The 22,242-nt window shown below is 72.5% G+C and carries 20 protein-coding genes; 9 read left to right on the top strand and 11 right to left on the bottom strand.

Going from position 1 to position 22,242, the window contains the following annotated elements; genetic code table 11:
• Positions 1 to 77: 77 nt before the first annotated feature.
• From B9W62_RS37705 to B9W62_RS37690, 4 genes are all read left to right on the top strand, one after another.
• Positions 78 to 695: a TetR/AcrR family transcriptional regulator gene (locus B9W62_RS37705; protein ID WP_179235869.1), complete on the top strand. Its 618-nt coding sequence runs from the start codon at positions 78 to 80 to the stop codon at positions 693 to 695.
• A 65-nt stretch (positions 696 to 760) separates the two neighbouring features.
• The gene (locus B9W62_RS37700; RefSeq protein ID WP_087811394.1) at positions 761 to 964 is read left to right on the top strand and encodes a hypothetical protein; all 204 of its coding nucleotides are present in this window, start codon (positions 761 to 763) and stop codon (positions 962 to 964) included.
• Positions 965 to 1,144: 180 nt separating this feature from the next.
• Complete coding sequence (locus tag B9W62_RS37695) at positions 1,145 to 1,990, top strand: glycerophosphodiester phosphodiesterase (protein WP_256976713.1); 846 nt, start codon at positions 1,145 to 1,147, stop codon at positions 1,988 to 1,990.
• A gap of 125 nt (positions 1,991 to 2,115) precedes the next feature.
• Positions 2,116 to 2,460, top strand: coding sequence for a hypothetical protein (locus B9W62_RS37690; RefSeq protein ID WP_087811392.1), 345 nt, complete (start codon positions 2,116 to 2,118; stop codon positions 2,458 to 2,460).
• On the opposite strand, the gene B9W62_RS37685 is transcribed toward B9W62_RS37690, so the two are convergent.
• Genes B9W62_RS37685 through B9W62_RS37660 form a run of 6 tightly spaced genes read right to left on the bottom strand, consistent with a single transcriptional unit; the run spans position 2,435 to position 8,971 of the window.
• Positions 2,435 to 3,424: a formylglycine-generating enzyme family protein gene (locus tag B9W62_RS37685; protein WP_087811391.1), complete on the bottom strand. Its 990-nt coding sequence runs from the start codon at positions 3,422 to 3,424 to the stop codon at positions 2,435 to 2,437. The two genes, B9W62_RS37690 and B9W62_RS37685, sit on opposite strands and share 26 nt — an antisense overlap.
• 32 nt (positions 3,425 to 3,456) lie before the next feature.
• The gene (locus tag B9W62_RS37680; RefSeq protein WP_087811390.1) at positions 3,457 to 5,010 is read right to left on the bottom strand and encodes a sulfatase family protein; all 1,554 of its coding nucleotides are present in this window, start codon (positions 5,008 to 5,010) and stop codon (positions 3,457 to 3,459) included.
• Positions 5,007 to 6,008, bottom strand: a complete 1,002-nt coding sequence (locus B9W62_RS37675) for an aliphatic sulfonate ABC transporter substrate-binding protein (protein ID WP_179235868.1) — start codon at positions 6,006 to 6,008, stop codon at positions 5,007 to 5,009. Before B9W62_RS37675 ends, B9W62_RS37680 begins: the two co-directional genes overlap by 4 nt.
• A 20-nt stretch (positions 6,009 to 6,028) precedes the next feature.
• Entirely contained in the window at positions 6,029 to 6,841 is an 813-nt protein-coding gene (locus B9W62_RS37670; protein WP_087811388.1) for an ABC transporter ATP-binding protein, read from the bottom strand.
• Complete coding sequence (locus B9W62_RS37665; protein WP_087811387.1) at positions 6,838 to 7,719, bottom strand: ABC transporter permease; 882 nt, start codon at positions 7,717 to 7,719, stop codon at positions 6,838 to 6,840. Before B9W62_RS37665 ends, B9W62_RS37670 begins: the two co-directional genes overlap by 4 nt.
• Complete coding sequence (locus B9W62_RS37660) at positions 7,706 to 8,971, bottom strand: ROK family transcriptional regulator (protein ID WP_164459578.1); 1,266 nt, start codon at positions 8,969 to 8,971, stop codon at positions 7,706 to 7,708. The genes B9W62_RS37665 and B9W62_RS37660 overlap by 14 nt, the downstream gene beginning before the upstream one ends.
• Positions 8,972 to 9,205: 234 nt before the next feature.
• Here B9W62_RS37660 and B9W62_RS37655 point away from each other — a divergent pair, with 234 nt between their 5' ends.
• The 4 genes from B9W62_RS37655 to B9W62_RS37640 all read left to right on the top strand — a co-directional run bounded on the left by B9W62_RS37655 (position 9,206) and on the right by B9W62_RS37640 (position 14,407).
• Complete coding sequence (locus tag B9W62_RS37655) at positions 9,206 to 10,564, top strand: family 43 glycosylhydrolase (RefSeq protein WP_087811385.1); 1,359 nt, start codon at positions 9,206 to 9,208, stop codon at positions 10,562 to 10,564.
• A gap of 132 nt (positions 10,565 to 10,696) precedes the next feature.
• Positions 10,697 to 12,859: a SpoIIE family protein phosphatase gene (locus B9W62_RS37650; RefSeq protein ID WP_087811384.1), complete on the top strand. Its 2,163-nt coding sequence runs from the start codon at positions 10,697 to 10,699 to the stop codon at positions 12,857 to 12,859.
• Positions 12,856 to 13,527, top strand: a complete 672-nt coding sequence (locus B9W62_RS37645) for a CBS domain-containing protein (RefSeq protein ID WP_087811383.1) — start codon at positions 12,856 to 12,858, stop codon at positions 13,525 to 13,527. The genes B9W62_RS37650 and B9W62_RS37645 overlap by 4 nt, the downstream gene beginning before the upstream one ends.
• Positions 13,528 to 13,672: 145 nt before the next feature.
• Complete coding sequence (locus B9W62_RS37640; RefSeq protein WP_087811382.1) at positions 13,673 to 14,407, top strand: TetR/AcrR family transcriptional regulator; 735 nt, start codon at positions 13,673 to 13,675, stop codon at positions 14,405 to 14,407.
• A gap of 13 nt (positions 14,408 to 14,420) precedes the next feature.
• Here B9W62_RS37640 and B9W62_RS37635 read toward each other — a convergent pair whose 3' ends face one another.
• Positions 14,421 to 15,368 carry a LysR family transcriptional regulator gene (locus B9W62_RS37635; RefSeq protein ID WP_087811381.1) on the bottom strand — a complete coding sequence of 316 codons (948 nt, stop codon included), beginning with the start codon at positions 15,366 to 15,368 and terminating at the stop codon, positions 14,421 to 14,423.
• Positions 15,369 to 15,475: 107 nt separating this feature from the next.
• Here B9W62_RS37635 and B9W62_RS37630 point away from each other — a divergent pair, with 107 nt between their 5' ends.
• Positions 15,476 to 16,789 (top strand): aspartate aminotransferase family protein, encoded by a 1,314-nt coding sequence (locus B9W62_RS37630; RefSeq protein WP_087811380.1) that lies wholly within the window; start codon positions 15,476 to 15,478, stop codon positions 16,787 to 16,789.
• Between the two features lie 84 nt (positions 16,790 to 16,873).
• Here B9W62_RS37630 and B9W62_RS37625 read toward each other — a convergent pair whose 3' ends face one another.
• The 4 genes from B9W62_RS37625 to B9W62_RS37610 form a co-directional block, all read right to left on the bottom strand.
• Positions 16,874 to 19,093 carry an MMPL family transporter gene (locus B9W62_RS37625; protein WP_087812288.1) on the bottom strand — a complete coding sequence of 740 codons (2,220 nt, stop codon included), beginning with the start codon at positions 19,091 to 19,093 and terminating at the stop codon, positions 16,874 to 16,876.
• Between the two features lie 240 nt (positions 19,094 to 19,333).
• Positions 19,334 to 19,897 (bottom strand): GerMN domain-containing protein, encoded by a 564-nt coding sequence (locus tag B9W62_RS37620; protein WP_087811379.1) that lies wholly within the window; start codon positions 19,895 to 19,897, stop codon positions 19,334 to 19,336.
• Positions 19,894 to 21,471, bottom strand: a complete 1,578-nt coding sequence (locus B9W62_RS37615; RefSeq protein WP_087811378.1) for a sensor histidine kinase — start codon at positions 21,469 to 21,471, stop codon at positions 19,894 to 19,896. The genes B9W62_RS37620 and B9W62_RS37615 overlap by 4 nt, the downstream gene beginning before the upstream one ends.
• Positions 21,468 to 22,169: a response regulator transcription factor gene (locus B9W62_RS37610; protein ID WP_087811377.1), complete on the bottom strand. Its 702-nt coding sequence runs from the start codon at positions 22,167 to 22,169 to the stop codon at positions 21,468 to 21,470. Before B9W62_RS37610 ends, B9W62_RS37615 begins: the two co-directional genes overlap by 4 nt.
• Positions 22,170 to 22,242: the final 73 nt, after the last annotated feature.

The following is a 22,242-nucleotide window of genomic DNA, read 5'->3' as shown; positions in this document are numbered from 1 at the left end:
GTCGTGCCCCCGTGATCGGGGGCCGTGCTTCCCGGACGCTAACGGACGCCCCCGTCCACTTCGGTAAAGTGAGAGTGGTGACCGATCATTTGCCTCACCCCCTGCGCACCGACGCCCAGGACAACCGCGAGCGCATCCTCGACGCGGCCCGCGCGCTGTTCGCCGCCGAGGGGCTGCGGGTGCCGATGCGGGAGGTCGCCCGGCGGGCCGGTGTCGGGCCGGCCACGCTCTACCGGCGTTTCCCGACCAAGCAGGAGCTGGTCACCGAGGCCTTCAGGGACCAGCTGCGCGCCTGCCGGACGATCGTGGACGAGGGACTGGCCCATCCCGATCCCTGGGCCGGCTTCTGCCTCGTCGTCGAGAAGACGTGTGAGCTGCACGCGCGGCACCTGGGCTTCACCGAGGCGTTCATGGCGGCCTATCCGGACGCGATGGACTTCGCCGCCGCCCGCGCCTACTCGCTGAAGGCCGTGAGTGAACTGGCCCGTCGCGCCAAGGGAGCCGACGGTCTGCGCCCCGACTTCGTCCTGGACGACCTCATCCTCATGATCATGGCCAACCGGGGCATCCACGCCCTGTCCACGGCCGCCCGCGTCGCGGCCTCCCGGCGCTTCGCCGCGCTGGTGATCCAGGCGTTCCGGGCCTCCGCCGAGCACGCTCCGCTGCCGCCGGTACCACGGTTGGCGCCCGTGTGAACCCGACTGGCCCAGTCCGGGCCCGGCGAGCGTTTCCCCGCTGGCCTCCGTTCGTTGGGACGAACATGATCAAGAAGCTCGCCTGTGTCTCCGTCATGGCCATCGCTCTGCTGGTCTCCGCTCCCGTCGCCGAGGCGGCCCCCGAGCCCGGTCCGTCCGCCGGTGTCCCCGGTGGTCCGCTCCTGGACGGCCTCCTCGGATCGCTGGAGGTGGGGCACCCGGCCACCTCACCGCAGTCGCTCCTCCCCCAGGGTCTCCTCGGCAGGTGAAACGCACGGGGCGGGAGGGGGCGATTGCACGCAATCGCCCCCTCCCGCCTCCGATGACCGGTTCGGTGCTCCACTCCACCGGCCCCTCCCGGGCCCGCCAGACCGCGGCAGGCTTCCCGTAACCGCCGTCCGGGAGCCTCGAGGGAGTCATTCGAAACGCGGGAGGCTCCAGTGAAGCGTGTGAGCAAGAGGCGTGCCGGTGTGGTCGTGGCGGTGCTCAGTGGTCTGGCACTGGCCGCGACCTCGACGACGGCGCAGGCCGCCACCGGCCCCGACGTCATCGCCCACCGCGGCTCCTCGGGCATGGCACCCGAGAACACCGCCGCCGCCATCGACCTCGCCGTCCACCAACGCGCCGACTACGTCGAAATCGACGTCCAACGCACCAAGGACGGCAAACTCGTCAACTTCCACGACTGCACCATGCAACGCACCACCGACATCGAAGACCTCTACCCCGGCCGGCCTCAATACCGCGTCTCCGACTTCACCTGGAACGAACTGCGCCGCCTCGACGCCGGAACCTGGTTCCACGACGACTACGCGGGCGAACGCATCATCACCGTCGACGACGTCATCCGCCACATCCAGCACACCCGCACCGGACTCCTCGCCGAAATCAGCCCCTGCGGCCAGTACGGCACCACCATCGCCACCGACCTCGCCGACGCCCTGCGCGGCAAACCCCGCTACGTCCGCACGGCCCTCGCCCGGAACCGACTGGCCGTGCAGTCCTTCGAGACCGACGACGCCCGCACCTTCCACGCCGCCCAGCCCGACATCCCCATCGGCATCCTCGACGCCGACCGCCCCACCGACACCGAACTGACCGAACTCAGCCAGTGGGCCGACCAGATCAACCCCCAGCACACCGTCACCGACAAGACCCTCGTCGACCGCGTCCACCAACTCGGCATGGACATCAACGTCTGGACCGTCGACGAACCCGGCGCCATCCGCACCATGGCCCGCCTCGGCGTCGACGGCATCATCACCGACTACCCCCAGACCCTCACCCGGCGGTAGCCGGGCCGGGAAGTCCGGCGCTTTGACACCGTGCGCCATCGGGCGTTGACTGTCCGTACGGCGCAGCGCCATGCCGCTCCGGGGAACCCGGTGATCCACGCAAACCCAGGAAAGCGGCTTACGACATGTACGACCAGACGCGCGCACAGCAGCCCTCGGACCAGGACCGGCGACGCACCGAGCACCGTCCCGCGCCGCCGGAGGCGATGCTGCCGTCGGCGGAGCGGGACGCGGTCCTGGACCGTCTCCGCACGGCCATCAACACCTTCCCGGACGCTCCGCACGACGCGCTGGCGGAGGCGGAGGGTGCCTTCGACGACGCGGTGAACCACCTCGCGAACGCCCTCGCGGAACGACGCCGTGCCCTGCACGAGAGCTGGCGGGACCAGGATCCCGAGACGCATGCCGAGGAACTCCGGCTCGCGCTGCGGCAGTACCGGGAGATCACGCAGCGGCTGATCCGCCTGTGACGGCCGCGTCGTTGGCGCAGCGGAAACCGAGGTTGCCGGACGACGAGTCCGGGGTGTTCGAGGAGCGGGCGGCGACCCGGTAGCGGTTGCAGTAGGAGTCGTGGCACAGGTACGAGCCGCCGCGCAGGACCCGCGTGGTCCCGGTCGCCGGGCCGTGCGGGTCCGCGGTCGGTGAGGCGGCGTAGTAGGTGGGCGAGAACCAGTCGGCGCACCATTCCCACACGTTGCCCGCGGTGTTCCACAGGCCGTGGCCGTTGGGCCGGTAGGACTTGACCGGCGCGGTGGTCAGGTGACCGTCCTCGGCCGTGTTGACGTGGGGGAAGCGGCCCTGCCAGATGTTGCAGCGCCACCGGCCGCCCGGGGTCAGCTCGTCGCCCCAGGCGTAGCGGCGGCCGGCCAGTCCCCCGCGGGCGGCGTACTCCCACTCGGCCTCGGTGGGCAGCCGTTTGCCGGCCCAGCGCGCGTAGGCGGTGGCGTCGTTCCAGGAGACGTGGACGACCGGATGGTTCGGCCGGCCGGTGATGTCGGAGCGGGCGCCCTCGGGGCGGCGCCAGTGGGCGCCGCGCACGTTGACCCACCAGGGGGCGCCGGCGGCGTTGCCGAGGACGTCGGCGTCCGCGGCGGCGACCACCAGGTGGAAGACCGCCGAGGAGCCGAAGCGTTCGGCGTCGGTCACGTGGCCGGTCGCCTTGACGAAGGCGGCGAACCGGGCGTTGGTGACGGCTGTCTCGTCGATGTGGAAGGGCCGCAGGCGCACGGTGTGCACGGGCGTCTCACCGTCGGCCGGATATCCCTCCCCGAAGGCGTCCCCCATGGCGAACTCACCGCCCGGCAGGCGCACCTGTCCGCGGGTCGAGCGCGGACGGGCGGCGGCACCCGGCCCCGCGGGGACCGCGGAGGTCGGGGCGGCCACGGCGACGGGTGCCGTCGCGGGGGCGCAGCACGGGCGGAGAGTGCTGGTCATCGTTCCTCGAATCGCTCGTGTGCCGGGGCCTGTTACGCCTGGTAGGTGGATTCGTCGAGTCCGCTCAGGGTGGGGTCGTGTCCCACCTCGCCGACGTCGTACATCGACGTCATCCAGTGGTAGAAGTTGTCGCCGCGCTCGCGCAGGACGTCGTACAGCCGGCGCATCATGCGGCCGCGGACCTCCGCCCGCTCGGGGTGGGCGTAGACGTTCAGCAGCTCGTCCGGGTCGGTGCGCAGGTCGTACAGCTCGTTGACGGAGTCGGGGTTGACGACGAGTTTGTACCGGTCCTCGCGCAGCATGCGCTGCGGGTAGGGGAAGTGGTGGCCGTGGAACTCGCAGACGATGTCCTGGTCCCACTCCACGGCCTCGCCCCGCACGAGGGGCAGCAGGCTGCGCGAGTCGACGGCGGGTTTCGGGTCGAGGCCGGCCAGTTCGAGGATGGTGGCGGTGCAGTCGAGGAGGCTGACGAACTCGTCGCGCACCTGGCCGCCGGGCGCGCCCGGGACCCGGAGCAGGCCGGGGGTGCGGTAGATGTCCTCGTACATCGCGGGGCCCTTGTCGTGCAGCCGGTGGGAGCCGGTGAACTCCCCGTGGTCGCAGGTGAAGAACACCGCCGTGTCGTCCACGAGGCCGAGCCGTTCCATGGCCGCCATGACGCGGCCGATCTGCTTGTCGATGAGGGCCACGTAGCCCCAGTAGACGGCGATGAGCTTGCGGGTGGTCTCGATGGGCATCGTGTCGAAGGTCCAGTGCGCGCTGTAGTTGCGCTGGACCGGGGGTTTGCCCTCGAAGGTCTCGGACACCGACCGGGGCAGCTCCACGTCCGCGGGGTCGACCAGGTCGAAGTACTCGTCCGGGAGGATGTACGGCAGGTGCGGTCCGAAGAAGTGCAGGGCCAGGAAGAAGGGCCGGTCGTGGTCGTGCGCGTCGGCGGCGTAGTGCTCCAGCTGTTCGATGGCGCGGGTGGCCAGGTAGTGCTCGAAGGTGGCCTCGACCGGCTGGTGCAGGCGGGCGGCGAGCAGGTTGCCGGGGCCGCCGTTCGGGAGGGTGCCGCGGACTCGGTCGCTGATCTCGTACGGGGGCAGTCCGCGTTCGGCGAGGTAGGCGAGGTAGTCCGGGTGGTCGACGGGGTTGTGCCAGCCGGGCAGGTCGGGTCCGTCGAAGCCGTAGTCGGCCGCCGTGCGGCGGTTGCCGGCGTGCCACTTGCCGAACAGGCCGCAGTTGTAGCCGTGTTCGCGCAGCGCCCGGGAGAAGGCGAACCGGTCCTCGGCGAGGTCCTCGAGGTAGCCGACGTTGCGTTCGTGGTTAGCGAGGAGCTTGTGCCGGAAGGGTGCCTGGCCGGTCAGGAGGCTGGCGCGGGCCGGGGTGCAGATGGCGGTGGGGGTGTACCAGCGGTCGAAGCGGGTCCCCGTGGCGGCCAGTTCGTCGAGTGCGGGGGTGTGGGCCAGCGGGTTGCCGTAGGCGCCGAGCGTGTCCGTGCGGTGCTGGTCGGTCATGAGGAAGAGGATGTTCTTCCGCGACCCGCCGGTCTGCGTGCCGGGGTCGGTGCCGGAACCGGTGCCGGGCTGGTTCGCTCGCGTCACTTGCCCGCTCCCGTGAAGAGGTCGCCGGTGTAGTAGGTCTTCGGGTCGACGGGCTTCTTGAGTTTTCCGGCGTCGACGAAGTAGTCGTTCATGCCCTTGAGCCAGGTGACGACGGTGCCGTCCCGGGTCAGTTTGTCCAGCTCCTCCACGCTGAGCACCTTGTTGTTCGCGGCGTCCGCCTTCACCTGGTCGACGGGGATCTTCAGCTTGTCGGCGGTCAGCTCGATCGCCTCGTCGGTGTGCTCGGCGCGGAACGTCATGGCCTCCCGCAGTACGGCGAGGACCTTCTTGGTCTTCTCCGGCTGGTCGGCCACCACCTTGTTGCCCGCGACGAACGCCGTGGGGAAGGAGACGTCCTCCTCGAAGTCGCCGTTCTTGGCGAGTTCGACCAGGTCGGGGACCTGCTTCTTGATCGTCGCCGCGGCCGGGTACCAGAAGCCGGCGCCGTCGACCTGGTGGGAGGAGAAGGCGGAGACGATGGTGGACGGGTCCATGGGGACGACCTTGAGGTCGTCCTTGGTCATCCCGGCCTTCTCCAGGGCGAGGGAGAGGATCATGTCGCCGGAGGTGCCCTCGGGCACGGCGACGGTCTTGCCCTCGAGCTGCCGCATCGAGGTGATGCCCGGCTGGGCGAGGACCCGGTCGGAGTTGCCGAGGGTGTTGATGGCGACGACCTTGGCCTGTCCGGAGGCGGGGAGCCACATGGCGCCGGGGCCTATGTAGCCGAAGTCGAGGTTGTCGGTGCCCAGGGCCTGGATCTGGAGCGGGCCGTTGGTGAAGACCTTGGCGTCGGCGGACAGTCCGTGCTTCTTCCACAGGCCCTTGGCCTCGGCGATGGCGATCAGGCTGGCGCCGTTGAAGTCGTTGATGTAGCCGAAGCGCACCTTGTCCGACGAGCCGCCGGAGGACGAGCCGCCGCCGCACGCGGCGAGCAGCGCCATGGCGGCCACGCCGGCGAGGGTGGTGGTGAGGCTTCTGCGGGTGAGGAGGGGTGACATGGCGGGGCGCACCTTCCGGGTCATGACGTCGGGGAGGGGGAACCGGAAAGGGCGGCGGTGCGGCCTTCCTGGTGGTAGACGGAGTGCCACACGCGGTTGCGCAGCGCGGCGAACTCGGGGCTGAACCGGAAGGCCTCGTCGCGCTCGATGGCGGGGTCGACGTCGACGACGTCGTAGACCCGCCCGGGGCGGGCGGCCATCACGACGACGCGGTTGGCCAGGAACACGGCCTCGTCGACGTCGTGGGTGATGAACAGGACCGTGCGCTTGTCCTGGCTCCAGGTCTTCAGGAGTTGCTCCTGGAGCTTGACCCGGGTGAGCGCGTCGAGGGCGCCGAAGGGTTCGTCCATCAGGAGGATCGAGGGGTCGACGGCGTAGGCGCGGGCGATGGCGCAGCGCTGGCGCATGCCGCCGGAGAGGGTCTTGGGGAGCGCGTCGGCGAAGCGCTCCAGGCCGACCAGTTCGATGAAGTGCTCGGCCCTGGCCCGTCGTTCGGGTTTCGGTACGCCCGTGGTCCGCAGGCCGAACTCGACGTTCTGGCGCACGGTCAGCCAGGGGAAGAGGGCGTACTGCTGGAAGATGACGCCGCGCTCGGGTCCGGGCCCCGAGACGGGCGCGCCGTCCACCAGGGCGCGGCCGGAGGTGGGTGTCTCCAGCCCGGCGAGGATGTTCATCAGGGTGCTCTTGCCGCATCCCGAGGGGCCGACGACGGTGACGAACTCGTGGTTCGCGATGTCGAGGCTCACGTCGTCCAGGGCGGTGAAGGTCTCCCTGCCGAGCGAGAAGGTCTTGGTGACGTGCTGGACGGAGATCTTGGCGGGTGGGCTGGTCATCGGCGTTCCTGCCATCGGGTGAGCCGGCGTTCGGCGAGGAGGAGGACGCGGTCCATGAGGAGACCGAGGATTCCGATCGAGATGAGCCCGACGAAGATGGTCGGGAGGTCGTAGTAGAGCTGGGCGTTCTGCATGCGGTAGCCGAGGCCCTCCTGGGCGGCGATCAGCTCGGCGGCGACCAGGGTGGCCCAGGCCGAGCCGAGGCCGACCCGCATGCCGACGAGGATGAAGGGGGTGGACGCCGGCACCACCACGCGGGCGAAGATCGTGGCGTCGCCGGCGCCCAGCACCCGGGCGGCGTTGATCAGGGTGCGGTCGACGTTCACCACGCCCTGGAAGGTGGAGATCACGCAGGCCAGGAACGCGGCGAGGAAGATGACGAAGATCTTCGGGGTTTCGTCGATGCCCATGGCGACCACGGCCAGCGGGATGATCGCCAGCGGCGGGATGGTGCGGAAGAACTGGATCCAGGGTTCGATCAGGCCGCGCAGGATGCCGTACCAGCCCATCAGGAAGCCCACCGGGACGGCGACGGCCGTGCCCAGGGCGAAGCCGATGAGGACCCGGGTCAGGCTGGCCAGGGCATCGTCGGCGAGCGTCCCGTCACTGATCAGGGTGGAGGCGCGGTCGACCACCTCCGGCGGTGTCGGCAGCTTGAAACCGGCGGCCGCGAGGGCCCACCAGAGCGCGATGCCGAGCGCGACGGACACGGCGTTCAGGGCGAGGGGCAGCCCGCGACGGCGCGAACGGGAGCGCTCCGGCGCGGACTTGGCGGCGTCCGCCGTGCTGTCGGCCGCTTCGGCCTCCGGCGGGGCCCCGGGCCCCTGCTCGGGCCGCGGGGGCCGCTGGTCGGCGCCCCGCTTGTCAAGGACGGACATGGGCGGCTCCTTCGGTGGCGGAGTCGGGTGCATCGGAACGGCCCTTCACGTCGGCGGTTTCGGGATACCTCGCCAGGAGGGGTGAGCTGTGGAAGACCGCGGCCAGCGCGCCGATGGCGCCGTCGTCGTCGGAGAGCCGGGCGGCGGCCACGGCGGGACCCGCCGACGCGGTCGGGAAGATCTCGGCGGCGAGGGTGGCGGCGACCTGTTCCACGAGGACGGGCGCCAGCCGGGTGATCTCGCCGCCGATGACCACCTTCGCCGGGTTCAGCATCATGGTCGCGGCGCCGACCACGCGTCCCAGGGCCCCCGCGGCCTCCCGCAGCACCCGGTCCACCACGGGATGGGCGCGGCGCACGGCGGCCGCGAGGTCGTCCAGGTTCTCCAGGCGCAGGCCGAACTCCCAGCAGGCGGCGAGGATTCCGGGCACCGAGGCGACGGTCTCCAGACAGCCCCGCTTGCCGCACCGGCAGGGGCGGCCCGCCGGTTCGACGGTGACGTGCCCGAGTTCGCCGGCCAGCCCGGACGAGCCCGTCACCAGCTGGCCGCCGACGACGAGACCGCCACCCACGCCGTCCGACAGCCGCACGTAGACCAGGTCGGCGACGCTGTCGGCGCCGCTGATCGCCTCCGCGAGGGCGGCCAGGCGGGTGTTGTTGTCGACGATCACCGGTGCGTCGAAGCGTTCGGCGAAGGCCACGTCGACGCCTTCGGGTGCCGGACGGAGCACGGTGGTCCCCGCCGTGGCGCGGGGCCAGGCCGCCCCCTGCGGGGCGGGGTAGGGGCCGGGTACGCCGATGCCGATGCCCTGGAGGGCCCCGTAGTGGACCCCGGCCTCGCCGCTCAGCCGGTCGACCAGTTCCAGGGCCAGCGCGGTGCGGGTCCCCCAGGTCGCGGTGTCCTCGTACCGGACCGAGCCGGAAACCATGATCTCGTGCGCGGCGTCGGCGACGACGACGTGCACGCGCCGGTGTCCGAAGTCGACGCCCATGAACTGCGCCGACGCCGGGTCGAGGGCCAGCCGTTCGGCCGGTCGCCCGCTGCCCTCCCGGCGGGAGGCGTCGGTGTCCACGACGACGATGGCACCCCGTTGCAGGAGGTGGCCGGTGATCTCGGAGAGGGTCGTGCGGGACAGGCCCACCACCCGGGCGATCTCGCCGCGGCTCATGGCGCCGTTCTCCTGCAACGCACGCATGACGCGCTCTTCGTGGGTCCGCCTGACCAGTGCGTGCACTCCGCTGGGCATCTGCATGCCGGTCAAGGTAGGGAGGCTCGATTATTCCGTCAACACTCCGACAGAAAGACGCAATGAAGCGTTCACAATGCCTGGTCGGCCGGGCCATGGGCGGGCGGCTCGAAGTGGATTATTCGTCCGCCCTGTTGACGTAAATGTGCGGGCGTTCGCATGCTGTGCGCCATGCCCCGTCAGCGGCACGTGCGCCGCGCCCCGGTTCCCGGACGGGGACGACGAAGGAGAACCCGACTGATGACCGATGCCGAGTACGGACTCCACCGACGATCCCTGCTGGCCGGCGCCGCCGGTGCGGGGGCGGCGTTCGCCCTGCCCGCGAGCGCCGCGCAGGCGGCTCCCGCGCGGCCCGCCGCCGCCCCGGCGGCGGGCGGGGCAACGCGGCGTCACCCGGGGAACTGGCCCGACCCCGAGCCGTACGGCGCCGCGGACACCCGGGCCGACCTGTGGCCGCGCGAGGACAACTCGTTCGTCCTCCCGCTGGAGCTGCGCCCCCGTGACGAGGAGCGCGGCACGGTCTGGATGCGCGACACCTACGTCAACTGCTTCGTCGTGGACGGCCGCCCCCTCTACGTCGCCACGGGCACCACCCGGGTGCCCGGACTGGACGTCGCCGGTCCCTGGAACGACGGCATCTTCGTGTGGCTGGCCCCCTCCCTGAAGGGTCCGTGGCGGCTGGCCGACACCACCGGCATCCGGCCGGGGGCCGAGCGCGGCAAGGTATGGTCGCCCGAGTTCGCCGGGGAGAACCGGCCCGGCCGCACGGTCGTCGCGCCCTGGCAGGAGTACTGGCACGACGAGCAGTTCGGCAAGCGGGGCCAGGCCTGGGCACCGGAGCTGCACTACTTCCGCGGCACCTGGTACCTCGTGGCGTGCATGGGCGACCACTCCCGCAAGGTCGGCTCGTTCATGCTGGTCAGCGAGGGCGGCGTCGAGGGACCGTACCGGCTGATCGAGGGCAACCTGGACAAGCCCTTCGGCGACTCGTTCATCGGAGGGCCGAAGTTCATCGAGCCCGGCGCCTACCACCACATCGACGGCGGCCTCTACTCCGAGGGCGACGACGCGTGGCTGGTGCTGCACAACGACCTGTACGCGAAGTTCCGGCACGACATGGAGGACATCGTCACGACGACGGACCTGCCCCGGTTCCAGCAGACCCCCTACTCCCCCGAGCCGTACCTCGAGGGCGCCTACGTGTTCAAGTACCGGGGCAAGTACCACCTCGTCCACGCCGCCTGGGACCGGACGTCGGTCAACGCCGACGGCACCGTACGCCACGCCTACGACGTGCCCGCCACCGGACGGGTGCAGTACCAGTACGACGCGGTCGTCGCCGTGGCCGACCGGTTCGAGGGCCCGTACTCGAAGCGGTACACCGCGGGTGTCGGCGCCGGTCACAACAACTTCTTCGTCGATCACCGGGGCGGCCTGTGGGCGACGTACTTCCTGAACCCGGCCGCCGGCTACTGGTCCGGCGCCGCGCGCGTCGCCGAGGCCGCGGTGCCCGGTGTCGTACGGCTGGAGTGGACCGGCCCGTCGGACGGCCGGCTGTACGTGCGGCGCGGGTCCGAGGGGGCCGGCAACCGCCCCTGAGCAGCGGCGGCCCCGCTCCGCCGCCGCCTCGCATGCCATCGCGGCGGTACGGGCGTAGTGTCCAGATATGGGTGGTGTTCGAGGTGGCCGCCGTCGGGCGGCCCTGTCGGCGCGGACGCGGGCGGACCGCTGATGGACTCCACGATGGCGGCCGTGGTGCGGGCCAGCGGTGCGTTCGGAGGGATCCTCTACGTACTGCCACCGGGCGAGAACGCCGTGTGGCAGGTGCTGGTCACCGGCGTCCCGCAGGAGATGGCCGCCCCGTGGCGGCGGGTCGGGCTGAAGGACCCGATGCCCGTGGCCGACGCCGTCCGCGAGCACCGTCTGGTCTGGGCGGGCGGCCGGGAGGAGATGGCACGCGAGTATCCGCGCCTCGCTCTCGTCATGCCGTACGACTTCGGGCTGGCGGCCGCACCGCTCGTCTCGGGCACCGCCGTCCGCGGCGGGCTGGTGCTGCTGTGGCCCGGGAACCATCCGTCCCGGCTGAGCGCCGGCGAACAGGACGTCATCCGGGCGGGCTGCCGCCGCCTGGGTGACAGCCTGGAGCGGGCCCTGGACCGCGACGAACCGCTGCTGCCCCCGGACCGGCCCCGCACCCTGCCGCCGCCGGCCCCGCGCACCCCCTCCCCCGCCGAGGCGACCGCGCTGTCCGCGTTCGTGGACCGCCTGCCCGGCGGCTCGTGCGCGCTGGACCTGGAGGGGCACCTCACCTTCGTCACCCCGGGGGCGGCCGAGCTCCTCGGTGTCGACCGGTCCCTGCTGCTGGGCGCCCTGCCGTGGGAGGCGCTGCCCTGGATGGACGTGCCGCACGTCGAGGACCGCTACCGCGCCGCGCTGGTCAGCCGCAGGCCCCAGGCGTTCACCGTGCTGCGCCCGCCGAGGACGTGGCTGTCCTTCGAGCTGTACCCGGACGCCACCGGGCTGAGCGTGCGCATCACCCGCGGCGGCCCGGACTCCGACGCGCCCCCGTCCGGACCGGTACAGAGCTCGGGTCCCAGCCGTGCCACGGTGCTCTACCACCTGATGCACCTGGCCTCCACCCTGACCGAGGCCGTCAGCGTGCAGGACGTGGTCGAGCAGACCGCCGACCAGCTGATGCCCGCGCTCGGGGCGCAGGGCATGGTGGTGATGGCCCCGGCGGACGGCCGGCTGAAGATCGTCGGCCAGCGCGGCTACCACCCGGAGCTGATGAGGCGCTTCGACGGGACACCCCTGACCTCGGCCATTCCCGGCGTCGACGTCATGGCCACGGGGGTGCCCGGATTCTGGACGACCTTCGAGGAACTCCGCGCGGCCTACCCCGCCATGAACCACGAGGACGGGATGGCCGCATGGGCCCTGCTGCCGCTGATCGCCTCCGGCCGCCCCATCGGCTCGCTCCTGCTCTCCTACCGACGGCCCCACGTCTTCCCGCCGGGCGAACGGGCCGCGCTCACCTCGCTGGCCGGTCTGGTCGGGCAGGCCCTGGACCGCGCCCGGCTCTACGACGCCAAGCACCACCTCGCCCACCGCCTTCAGTCCGCCCTGCTGCCCCACACGCTCCCCGAGGTGCCCGGTCTGAACGTCGCCGCCCGCTACCTCCCGGCCGCCCGGGGCCTGGGCATCGGCGGCGACTTCTACGACGTCATCCGCCTCGACGAGCACACCGCCGGTGTCACCATCGGCGACGTGCAGGGGCACAACGTGGACGCCGCGGCGCTGATGGGGCAGGTCCGCACCGCCGTACACGCCAACGCCACCGTGGGGGCTTCCCCCGACGACGTCCTGGCCCGCACCAACCGCCTGCTCACCGACCTGGACCCCGGTCTGTTCACCAGCTGCGCCTACGTCCACCTCGACCTCGCCACGCACCGCGCCTGCGTGGCGCTCGCCGGGCACCCGCCTCCCCTGCTGCGCCACGCGGACGGGCACGTCGAGCCCCTGCTCGTGCCGCCCGGCCTGCTGCTGGGCATCGAGCCGGACGTCTGGTACTCCGCGCTGGAGTTCGCGCTGCCGCCCGGGAGCGTGCTCGCCCTCTACACCGACGGACTCGTCGAGGCGCCCGGGGTCGACCTCGACGACGCGATCGCGGCCCTCGCCGGGCTCCTGGAGCACGGCGACCCCGGGGACCTGGACGCCATGGCGGACACCCTCATCCGGCACGCGCCCACCCCGGGCGACGACATCGCCCTGGTCCTCGTCGGTCCGCCCGCGCGGGCGGCGGGGCACTCCCGGGGCCGCTCGATCGTTTTCCCGGGTGAGAAGGACGAACGCCGGTCCCCGCGGGCCGGCAGCGGAGGAGAAGACCCTTCATGAAACACCAGAGGGTGCGCGATCTGATGAGCGACGCCGTGGTCCGCGTGCAGCGGGGCACCCCGTTCAAGGAGATCGCCCACCTGCTGCTGGAGTACGACATCACGGCCGTGCCCGTCGTCGACGAGGCGAACCGCCCCGTGGGGGTGGTGTCGGAGGCCGACCTGTTGCAGAAGATGTGGGGCGGTCAACCCGACGGCTCCCCCGAGCACGCCCGGTGGTCCCGGACCTCGGCAGCGAAGGCGGGCGCCACGGACGCGGCGGGCCTCATGACCTCGCCCGCGCTCTGCGCACGGGAGAGCTGGAGCGTCGTGGACGCCGCCCGGGTGATGGCACGGCACCGCATCAAACGGCTCCTGGTCGTGGACGACGAGGGCCGGCTGGCCGGGGTGGTCAGCCGGAGCGACCTGCTGCGGGTCTTCCTGCGCACGGACCGCGCCATCCGCACCGAGATCATCGAGGAGGCCCTGGTCAAGGCGCTCGGTCTGGCTCCTTCCTCGGTGCAGGTGGACGTGACGCACGGCCATGTCGTGCTCAGTGGACGGCTCCCGGCCCATGTGTCCGCCCCGCTCCTCGAGGAGCACTGCCGGAGCGTGGACGGCGTCGTCGCGGTGGAGTTCCGACCGGCCGGCGAGGCCGGCGCCGAGGACCCCGCGGCCGTCGGCTCCTGAGCTTCCGCCGGTCGGCGACACCCGTGCCCGCTTCCCCGGCAGAGGGGAGGCCGGCCCGGGGGACGCGCTCGGGCGGTGTGAGATCCGCCTAACAGTGTTCGGCTTCTTGATGGGCCATCAGGCGATGCGGCCCTAGGCTCGCCGCATGCCCACAGAGCGACACACCACCACCGCTCCCGTCTCCCTCCGCGAGCGGCGCCGGACCGCCGCGGCCCGGGAGATACTCGACGCCGCCGAACAGCACATCGGGGAACACGGGCCCGCCGCCCTGTCGTTGCGCGCGGTCGCCCGCGGTCTCGGCATGACCGTGCAGGCGCTCTACCACTACTTCCCCAACCGCGACGCCCTCGTCACCGCCCTCATCGCCAAGGCGTACGGCGAGCTGTCCGACGCGTTGCAGGCCGCCGCCGACGGCGCGCGCACGACTCCCTCCACCCCGCGTCTGGTCGTGGTGGCCGACGCCTACCGTGACTGGGGCGTCGCCCGCCCGGAGCACTTCCAGCTGCTCTACGGGACGCCGCTGCGGTACTACGCGGCACCCGCCGAGGGCCCGACCACGCAGGCGGTCCGCCGGATGGGCGCGATCTTCCAGCGCGAGCTGTTCGCCGGCTTCACCCCGGCGCAGCTCGCCGCGGCCGACGTCCCGCCGCTCTCGCCCCCGTACCGTGAGCATCTGGCACAGCTCCCGGTGCACGCGCAGGGCGATCTGCCGCCCGCCGCGGTCGCCCTCTTCCTCAGCGCGTGGGCGCACGTGCACGGGCTGGTCGTCCTGGAGGTGTTCGGGCACACCTCGTTCCTCGGCGACCACCGGGCGGAGGTCTTCCGCACCTCGGTCCGGATGATGCTGGAGGACATCCACCGCCGGATCCCCGCCGCCTGACCCACGGCGGCGCTCAGGGGCGCCGGTCGCCGTCCCGGCCCGCCCGGGCGGGATCGGGGGCGGACAGCGCGTCGATCTCGGGATGGTCACGCAGGGCGGCGATGACCGCGTTCACCGCGGCGCGCTGCGGTGCGCCGCGCCGCACCACGACGGCGACGTTGCGGTGCACCGGAGGGCTCAGCCGCCGGGTGACGACGGCGTGGTCCGAGGTGACCGCGAGGGCGGGCAGCAGGGCGATCGACCCGGTCGTCTCGACGTGCCGCAGCAGCATGAGGTAGTTGCTGAACCGGCAGGCCACCCGGGGTTCGAACCCCGCCTCGCGGCAGAGCCGGACGGTCAGGTCCGCCATGTACGACTGCGGCCGGTCGCAGGCCCAGGTCTCCTCCTTGCACGCCGTGAGGCTCACCGCGGTGCGCGAGGCCAGCGGATGGCCGTCCGGCAGGACCAGGACGACCGGGTCGCTGCCGAGCGACATGACTTCGAGGTCCGCGCCCCACGTCAGGCCGGAGTAGTCGGTGGTGGTGACGATGACGTCCGCCTCGCCCGAGCGCAGGGCGGGGCCGCTCTCGTGCGGCTCCATCTCCACGAGTTCCAGGTCCAGGTGCGGATGGGTGGTGGCCAGCCGGTTCGCCGCCGGGACGGCGAGGCTGTAGATCGCGCTCTGGAACACGGCGAGCCGCACGGTCCCGATGGGCTCGTCGTTCAGGGCGCGCAGCTCGGCCTCGACGTCGGCCATCCGGTCCAGGATCTCCCGGCCCCGGCGGGCCAGCAGGAGTCCGGCCGGGGTCAGCCGGACCCGCCGCCCGGTGCGTTCGATCAGCCGGCACCGGGTCTCGGTCTCCAGCACCGCCAGTTGCTGGGAGACCGTCGACGCGCTCAGGTGCAGCGTGTCCGCGACCGCGCGGACGGTGCCGAGTGTGTCGAGCTGGCTGAGCAGGTGCAGTCGTCCGGAGTTGAGCACGCGGCGATGGTACGCCGTGCATCGGCCGCTCTGTACGGTCCTGACGTACAGCAGCGTCGAAACTGTGCGATGGACACGCGCAGCCGGGCGTCCCTACCGTCGGTCGCATGCCTTCCGAGACTTCGAGCGCCGACCCGGGGCGCCACCTGATCCGCTACTCCGGCCACGCGCCCTTCTCGCCGGAGGTCGTCGTGCGCGCGGCGGGGACCTCCGTGTTCACGGAGAACGGCCGTGAGCTGCTGGACTTCACGTCCGGTCAGATGAGTGCCATCCTCGGGCACTCCCATCCGGCGATCGTCTCCACGGTGCGCGAGCAGGTCGCGCACCTCGACCACCTGCACAGCGGCATGCTCAGCCGCCCGGTCGTCGAGCTGGCCCGGCGGCTGGCCGGCACCCTGCCGGAGCCGCTGGAGAAGGCGCTGCTGCTGACCACCGGGGCGGAGGCGAACGAGGCCGCGGTGCGGATGGCGAAGCTCGTCACCGGCCGCCACGAGGTCGTCTCCTTCGCCCGGTCCTGGCACGGCATGACCCAGGCCGCCGCGAACGCCACCTACAGCGCCGGACGCAAGGGCTACGGCCCCGCCGCGCCGGGCAACTTCGCGCTGCCCGTGCCGGACCGCTACCGCCCCTCCGTCGTCGGCCCGGACGGCGAGCTGGACTGGCGCCGCCAGCTGGACCTGGGCTTCGAGATGATCGACGCCCAGTCGGTCGGCAGTCTGGCCGCGTGTCTGGTCGAGCCGATCCTCTCCTCGGGCGGCGTGGTCGAGCTGCCGCCGGGCTATCTCGCCGCCCTGGCGGACAAGTGCCGTGAGCGCGGGATGCTGCTGATCCTGGACGAGGCCCAGACGGGGCTGTGCCGGACCGGCGACTGGTACGCCTTCGAGCACGAGGGCGTCGTCCCGGACATCCTCACGCTGTCCAAGACGCTGGGCGCGGGGCTGCCGCTGGCCGCCGTGCTGACGAGCGCGGAGATCGAGCGGCGGGCGCACGAACGGGGCTTCCTGTTCTTCACCACCCACGTCAACGACCCGCTGCCCGCCGCGGTGGGCAACACCGTCCTCGACGTCCTGGTCCGCGACCGGCTGGACGAGCGCGCCCGGGGGCTCGGCGCGGCGCTGCGCGAGGGCCTCGACAAGCTCGCCGCCCGCCACGAGGTCGTGGGCGACGTCCGCGGCCGGGGACTGCTGCTGGGCATGGAACTGGCCGGCGACCAGGTGCTGGGCGAGGGCGGCGCGGACCGTCTCGGCGCCGCCGTCACCCGGCGCTGCTTCGAACTCGGGCTGCACATGAACATCGTCCAGCTCCCGGGGATGGGCGGGATCTTCCGTATCGCGCCCCCGCTGACCGCGAGCGACGACGAGATCGCCCGCGGCGTCGCCGTCCTCGACCAGGCGCTCACCGACGCCGCCGGGGATCTCTAGGGCCCCTGTCCGTCCGGGGACCTGTCCGACGCGAAGGCCCCGGCGGCCTGGGATTCCAGGTCACCGGGGCCGGGCGCGTGGGGGTCAGACTCCGGCCGTCTCCGGCTCGCGGGCGGGCTCCGGCGGCGCGGCGGTGTCGCCGAGTTCCCGGTGGAGCTTCTCGCCCTCCACGTCGACGTTCGGCAGGAGGCGGTCCAGCCACTTGGGCAGCCACCAGGCCTTGCTGCCGAGCAGGGCGAGCACCGCGGGCACGATCGCCATGCGGACCACGAAGGCGTCGAAGAGCACCGCGATCGCGAGGCCGAAGCCCATCATCTTGATCATGGCGTCGTTCTCCAGGATGAAGCCGGAGAAGACACTGATCATGATGATCGCGGCCGCCGCGACCACCCGGCCGCCGTGGGTGAAGCCCGTGGTGACGGACTCGGCGGGGGACTCCCCGTGGACGTACGCCTCCCGCATGCGGGTGACGAGGAAGACCTCGTAGTCCATGGCCAGGCCGAAGACCACGCCGATCATGAAGATGGGCATCATCGACATGATCGGGCCCGGCTGGTCCACGCCGAACACGTCGGCGAGCCAGCCCCACTGGAAGACCGCGACCACCGCGCCGAGCGCCGCGGCCACCGAGAGCAGGAAGCCCAGGGCCGCCTTCAGCGGGACGAGGACCGAGCGGAACACCAGCATCAGGAGCAGGAAGGCGAGCCCGACGACCAGCGCCAGGTAGGGGATGAGCGCGTCGTCCAGGGTCTGCGAGAAGTCGATCGTCATCGCGGTCGCGCCGGTGACCAGCATGGTCGCGCCGGTGTCGGCCTTGATGTCGCCGGACAGCGAGCGGATGTCGTGCACCAGCGACTCGGTGGCGACGTCGCTCGGCCCGGTCTTGGGCACCACGGTGAGGACGGCGGTGTCGCCCTCCTCGTTGAAGCTGGCCGGGGTGACCGCCGCGGCCTTCCCCAGTCCGGTGATCTTCTCGCTCACGGTGTCGGCGGCGGCCTTCGGGTCGTCGGCGTCGCGCGCGTCGACGGCGATCATGAACGGGCCGTTGAACCCGGCCCCGAAGGACTCGGACAGCATGTCGTAGGCCTTGCGCTGGGTGGTGTCGGGGGCCGAGCTGCCCTCGTCGGGCAGGCCCAGCTCCATGCCGGCGGCCGGTACGGCGATCACGCCGAGGCCGAGGACCGCGGTCAGCAGCACGGTGACCGGGCGCCGCTGCACGAAACGGGCCCAGCGGGTGCCGAGCTTCGGCTTGCCGGAGGCGGCCCGCGCCCCGGCGGGTGCCTTGCGGTCCTTGCGGCTGAGGGCCTTCTTGCCCGCGAAGCCGAGCAGGGCCGGGGTGAGGGTCAGGGCGATCAGCACGGCGATGCCGACGGTGCCCGCGGCGGCCAGGCCCATCTTGGTGAGGATCGGGATGTTGACGATGGCGAGCCCGGCGAGGGCCACGACGACGGTGAGTCCGGCGAAGACGACCGCGGAGCCCGCGGTGCCGACCGCGCGTCCGGCCGCCTCCTCGGGGGCGCGGCCCTCGGCTATCTCGGCCCGGTAGCGGGAGACGATGAACAGGGCGTAGTCGATGGCGACCGCGAGGCCGATCATCATGGCCAGCGTGGAGGTGGTGGCGGACAGCTCCAGGGTGCTGCCCAGCGCCCCGATGGCGGAGATGCCGATGCCGACACCGATGATCGCCGAGAGCAGCGGCATACCGGCCGCGACCAGTGAGCCGAAGGTCAGCAGGAGCACGATCGCGGCGACGCCGATGCCGATCAGCTCGGCAGTGCCGCCCATCTCCTGCTCGGCCACGACCGCGTCGCCGCCGGTCTCGACGGTGTACCCGCCCGCGCGGGCGGTGTCGGTGGCGGCGGTGAGCGAGTCCCGGGCCTCGTCGGTCAGCTCCATCGCGTTGACCTTGTAGGTCACGGAGGCGTAGGCGGTGGTGCCGTCCTTGCTGACGGCGTTCGCCTTGAAGGGGTCGTCCACCGAGGCGACCTGCGGTCCGGCCTTCAAGTCGGCGACCAGGTCCTGGACCCGGTCCTTGCCGGCTCCGTCGGATATCTTCGCGCCCTCGGGAGCACGGATCACGACGCGGGCCGTGGCGCCCTCGGCGCTGGCGGCCGGGAACTGCTCGTCGAGCAGGTCGAACGCCTTCTGGGACTCGGTGCCCGGCATGGAGAAGGAGTCTTCGGGCGGGGCCGGCGCGGCGGACGAGGCCACGCCGGCGCCCACGAGCAGGGCCACCCACAGCAGGGCGACGAGGCCGCGGCGCCGGAACGCCCTCCGGCCGAGTCGATAGAGAAACGTAGCCACCTTGTGGACCAATCCGTCGGGTTGCGGGCAGGACGAAGACCCGGCACATGGGGGGAAGGCGGACGCGCTGACCGGGGTACACATCCATGCTCGCCCGGGGTTCGGGACGTTTGATCCGACCCTGGGTCTGGACCGGCGTACTGCGTCGGGTGTAGTGGGCTCCCGCTCCACTCTCCCCTCGGTGTAGATCACGAAGATGGATGTACTCCGCATTTCGTTGCCACGGGCAGCCGGTGCCTCTCAGCCGGTGACGGGGGTGGCGTTGCCGCCCGCACCGCAGCGCAGGGTCCAGGACGGGGTGGAGCGGGTCCCGTTCTCGTGGATCCGGACGTCGACCTCGTCGGCGGGAAGAGTGCCCGGTACCTCGGCGTGGGCCGCGGTGCAGACCAGCTGGTTGACGGCGGCGACGTCCAGTCCGCCGGTGCTGACCTGGACGGGGACGACGACGTCGACGGCTCCGTCGCTCGCGGTGGCGGTGAGCCGTCCGGCGATCTCCGGCGCCACGTGAGTGGTCAGGCCGCGCTCGCGCTCGGCCGTGGTGGGTCCGTCCAGCAGCAGGTCGAGGGCCTGCTGGGGGCCGAGGGGGGCGTCCGTGGGCCGGGTGACGGGGCGAGTGCCGTAGGGCCCCGCGAAGTACAGGCGCACGGTGCTCGCGCCGTCGCCGGGCCGCGGGACGCCGGACGCGGGGGCGCCGGCCCGCACCGGGCCGGCGGTTCCGATGCCGCAGCCGGTGGCGCCGGCGGCGAGCAGCGCGGTCAGGACGAAGGCGGCCCGCTTCGGGGGCGGCACCGGGCGGTGTGTCATGTCGTTCCCGGGGAGGAGGCGGCCGACGGCAGGGTGAGGGTGAACACGGCACCGCCGCCGGGGTGGTTGGCCGCGGTGAGGGTGCCGCCGTGCAGGGCGGCGTTCTCCTGGGCGATGGCCAGACCGAGGCCGCTGCCGCCGGAGCGGGGGCGCGCCGCGTCGGCCTTGTAGAAGCGGTCGAAGACGTACGGGAGTGCCTCGTCCGGGATGCCGGGCCCGCGGTCGGTGACCGTGACCCGGACCCGGTCGCCCCGCACGCGGACGGCGACCGTCACGGGCGGGCGTCCGTGGTGCAGCGCGTTGGCGACCAGGTTGCCGAGGACGACGTCGATCCGGCGGGGATCGACGCGTACGGGTGCCGGTTCGGGCAGGTCGGCGCGGACCCGCTCGTCGTGGGCCCAGCCGCGCAGTTGGAGGGTCTTGGTCACGAGGGTGCGCAGGTCGACGTCCTCCCGGTGGACGGGGGCGGCCTTGGCGTCGAAGCGGGACACCTCCATCAGGTCCTCCACCGTCCGGGCCAGGGCGCGCACCTCCTCGCTGATCAGCCGGACGGCGTCCTCCGTGTCGGCGGGCAGTACACCGGAGGCGGCGTCCTCGTCGAGGACCTCGGTGACCGCGGCCATGGCCGCCAGCGGGGTGCGCAGTTCGTGGGCGACGTCGGCGGCGAAGCGGCGGGCGCCCGCCTCCAGCCGGCGCAGTTCGGCGGCGTCCCGCTCCAGTGTCTCGGCCATGGTGTTGAAGGAGCGGGTCAGGTCGGCGAGTTCGTCGCGGCCCGGGGCGTCCAGGCGGGTGTGCAGCTCTCCCGCGGCGATGCGTTCGGCGCCGTGGCGCAACCGGCGTACCGGGCGCAGGACGCTGCGCGCCGCGAGGAGGGCCGGGACGAGCGCGAGGGCGAGGGCGGGGACGGCTCCGGCCTCGGCGGCGGTGACCAGGGCGTCGATGTCGGCCCGGTCGTCGTCGAGGGGGAAGGCGGCGTACACGGTCAGCCCGGAGAGCGGCGCCGCGTCCGTCGCTGTGCCCGTGTCCGTGTCCGTCACTGTGTCCGCGTCCGTGCCGGGGCCCGTGCCCGTGCCCTTGTCCGTGCTCCCGGAGTCGTCCGTATAGGCGACGGGCATGCCGAGGGCCAGCCAGGGGCGGCCGTCGTGTTCGGTCCGCTGGTGGACGGCCCGCCCGCTGTCCTGGACGGCCCGGCGCAGTTCGTCGGGGACGGGCGGTGTGCCGGGGGACGCTGCGACCGGTTCGCCGCCGCGGTAGGAGGCGGACGCGTGCCAGGCCCGCGCTCCACCGGCCTGGTCGAGCTGCCGGGTGAGCCCGCGCAGGTCTTCCGCGGTGGGCGGCAGGGTCAGGTCGGGGGCGAGGGAGTCGAGCTGGGTGCGCAGATCGGCGACGGCGGTCTCCTCGGCGCGGTCGAGGATGGCCGCGCGGGCCCGGTGGAACGTGAGGCCGGCGGTGAGCAGGGCCCCGAAGGCGGCGGCCAGGAGGAAGGCGACGACCAGCCGTACCCGCAGCCCGCGCGGCGCGCGCGGCCGCAGCCCGCTCGCGGCGGAACGGAGCGGCAGCCCGAACCGCCTCACAGCGGGCCGAAGCGGTAGCCGAAGCCGCGCACGGTCTGGACGTACACCGGCTTGCGCGGATCGTCCTCGATGCGGGCGCGCAGCCGCATCACACAGGCGTCGACGAGGCGGACGTCGCCGTAGAAGGAGTGCTCCCACACCTGCTCCAGGAGCTGCTGGCGCGAGTACACCTGGCCGGGGGTCGCGGTGAGGAACAGCAGGAGCTTCAGTTCGGAGGGCGCGAGCGGGAGTTCGGCGCCGTGCTTGGCCACGACGAGGGTGGTGCGGTCCACGGTGAGGTCCGCGTGCCGCTCGGGACCGGCGAGCGCCGCGGTCGGTGTGCCGCCGTCCTGGGCGGGGGCGACCCGGCGCAGGACCGCCCGGATCCGTGCCTCCAGCAGTTCGGCGCCCGCCGGTTTGACGACGTAGTCGTCGGCGCCCGCCTCCAGGCCGACGACCATGTCGACCTCGTCGCCGCGCGCGGAGAGGATGATGATCGGGATCCGCTTGCTCTCCCGGATCCGGCGGCACACCTCGAGACCGCTCATGTTCGGCAGCATCAGGTCGAGGAGCACCAGGTCGGGCCGGTGCCGCTCCAGGGAGAGCAGGCCGGTCTCGCCGCTGCCCGCGACGGCCACCTCGTGCCCCCGGCGTTTCAACGCGAGCGCGACGCCTCGCTGGACGGCTGGGTCGTCTTCGATGAGCAGGACTCGTGCCATGGGGGGTGCGCTCTTCTCCGGTTTCCTCGGCTCGGCTTTCCCGGCCGGCATTCTCGGCTCGGCTTTCTCGGCC

This window comes from Streptomyces sp. CS113, assembly GCF_002188365.1.
GTDB classification, from domain to species: Bacteria; Actinomycetota; Actinomycetes; order Streptomycetales; family Streptomycetaceae; genus Streptomyces; species Streptomyces tendae.
This window is presented reverse-complemented; position numbering and strand designations above follow the sequence as displayed.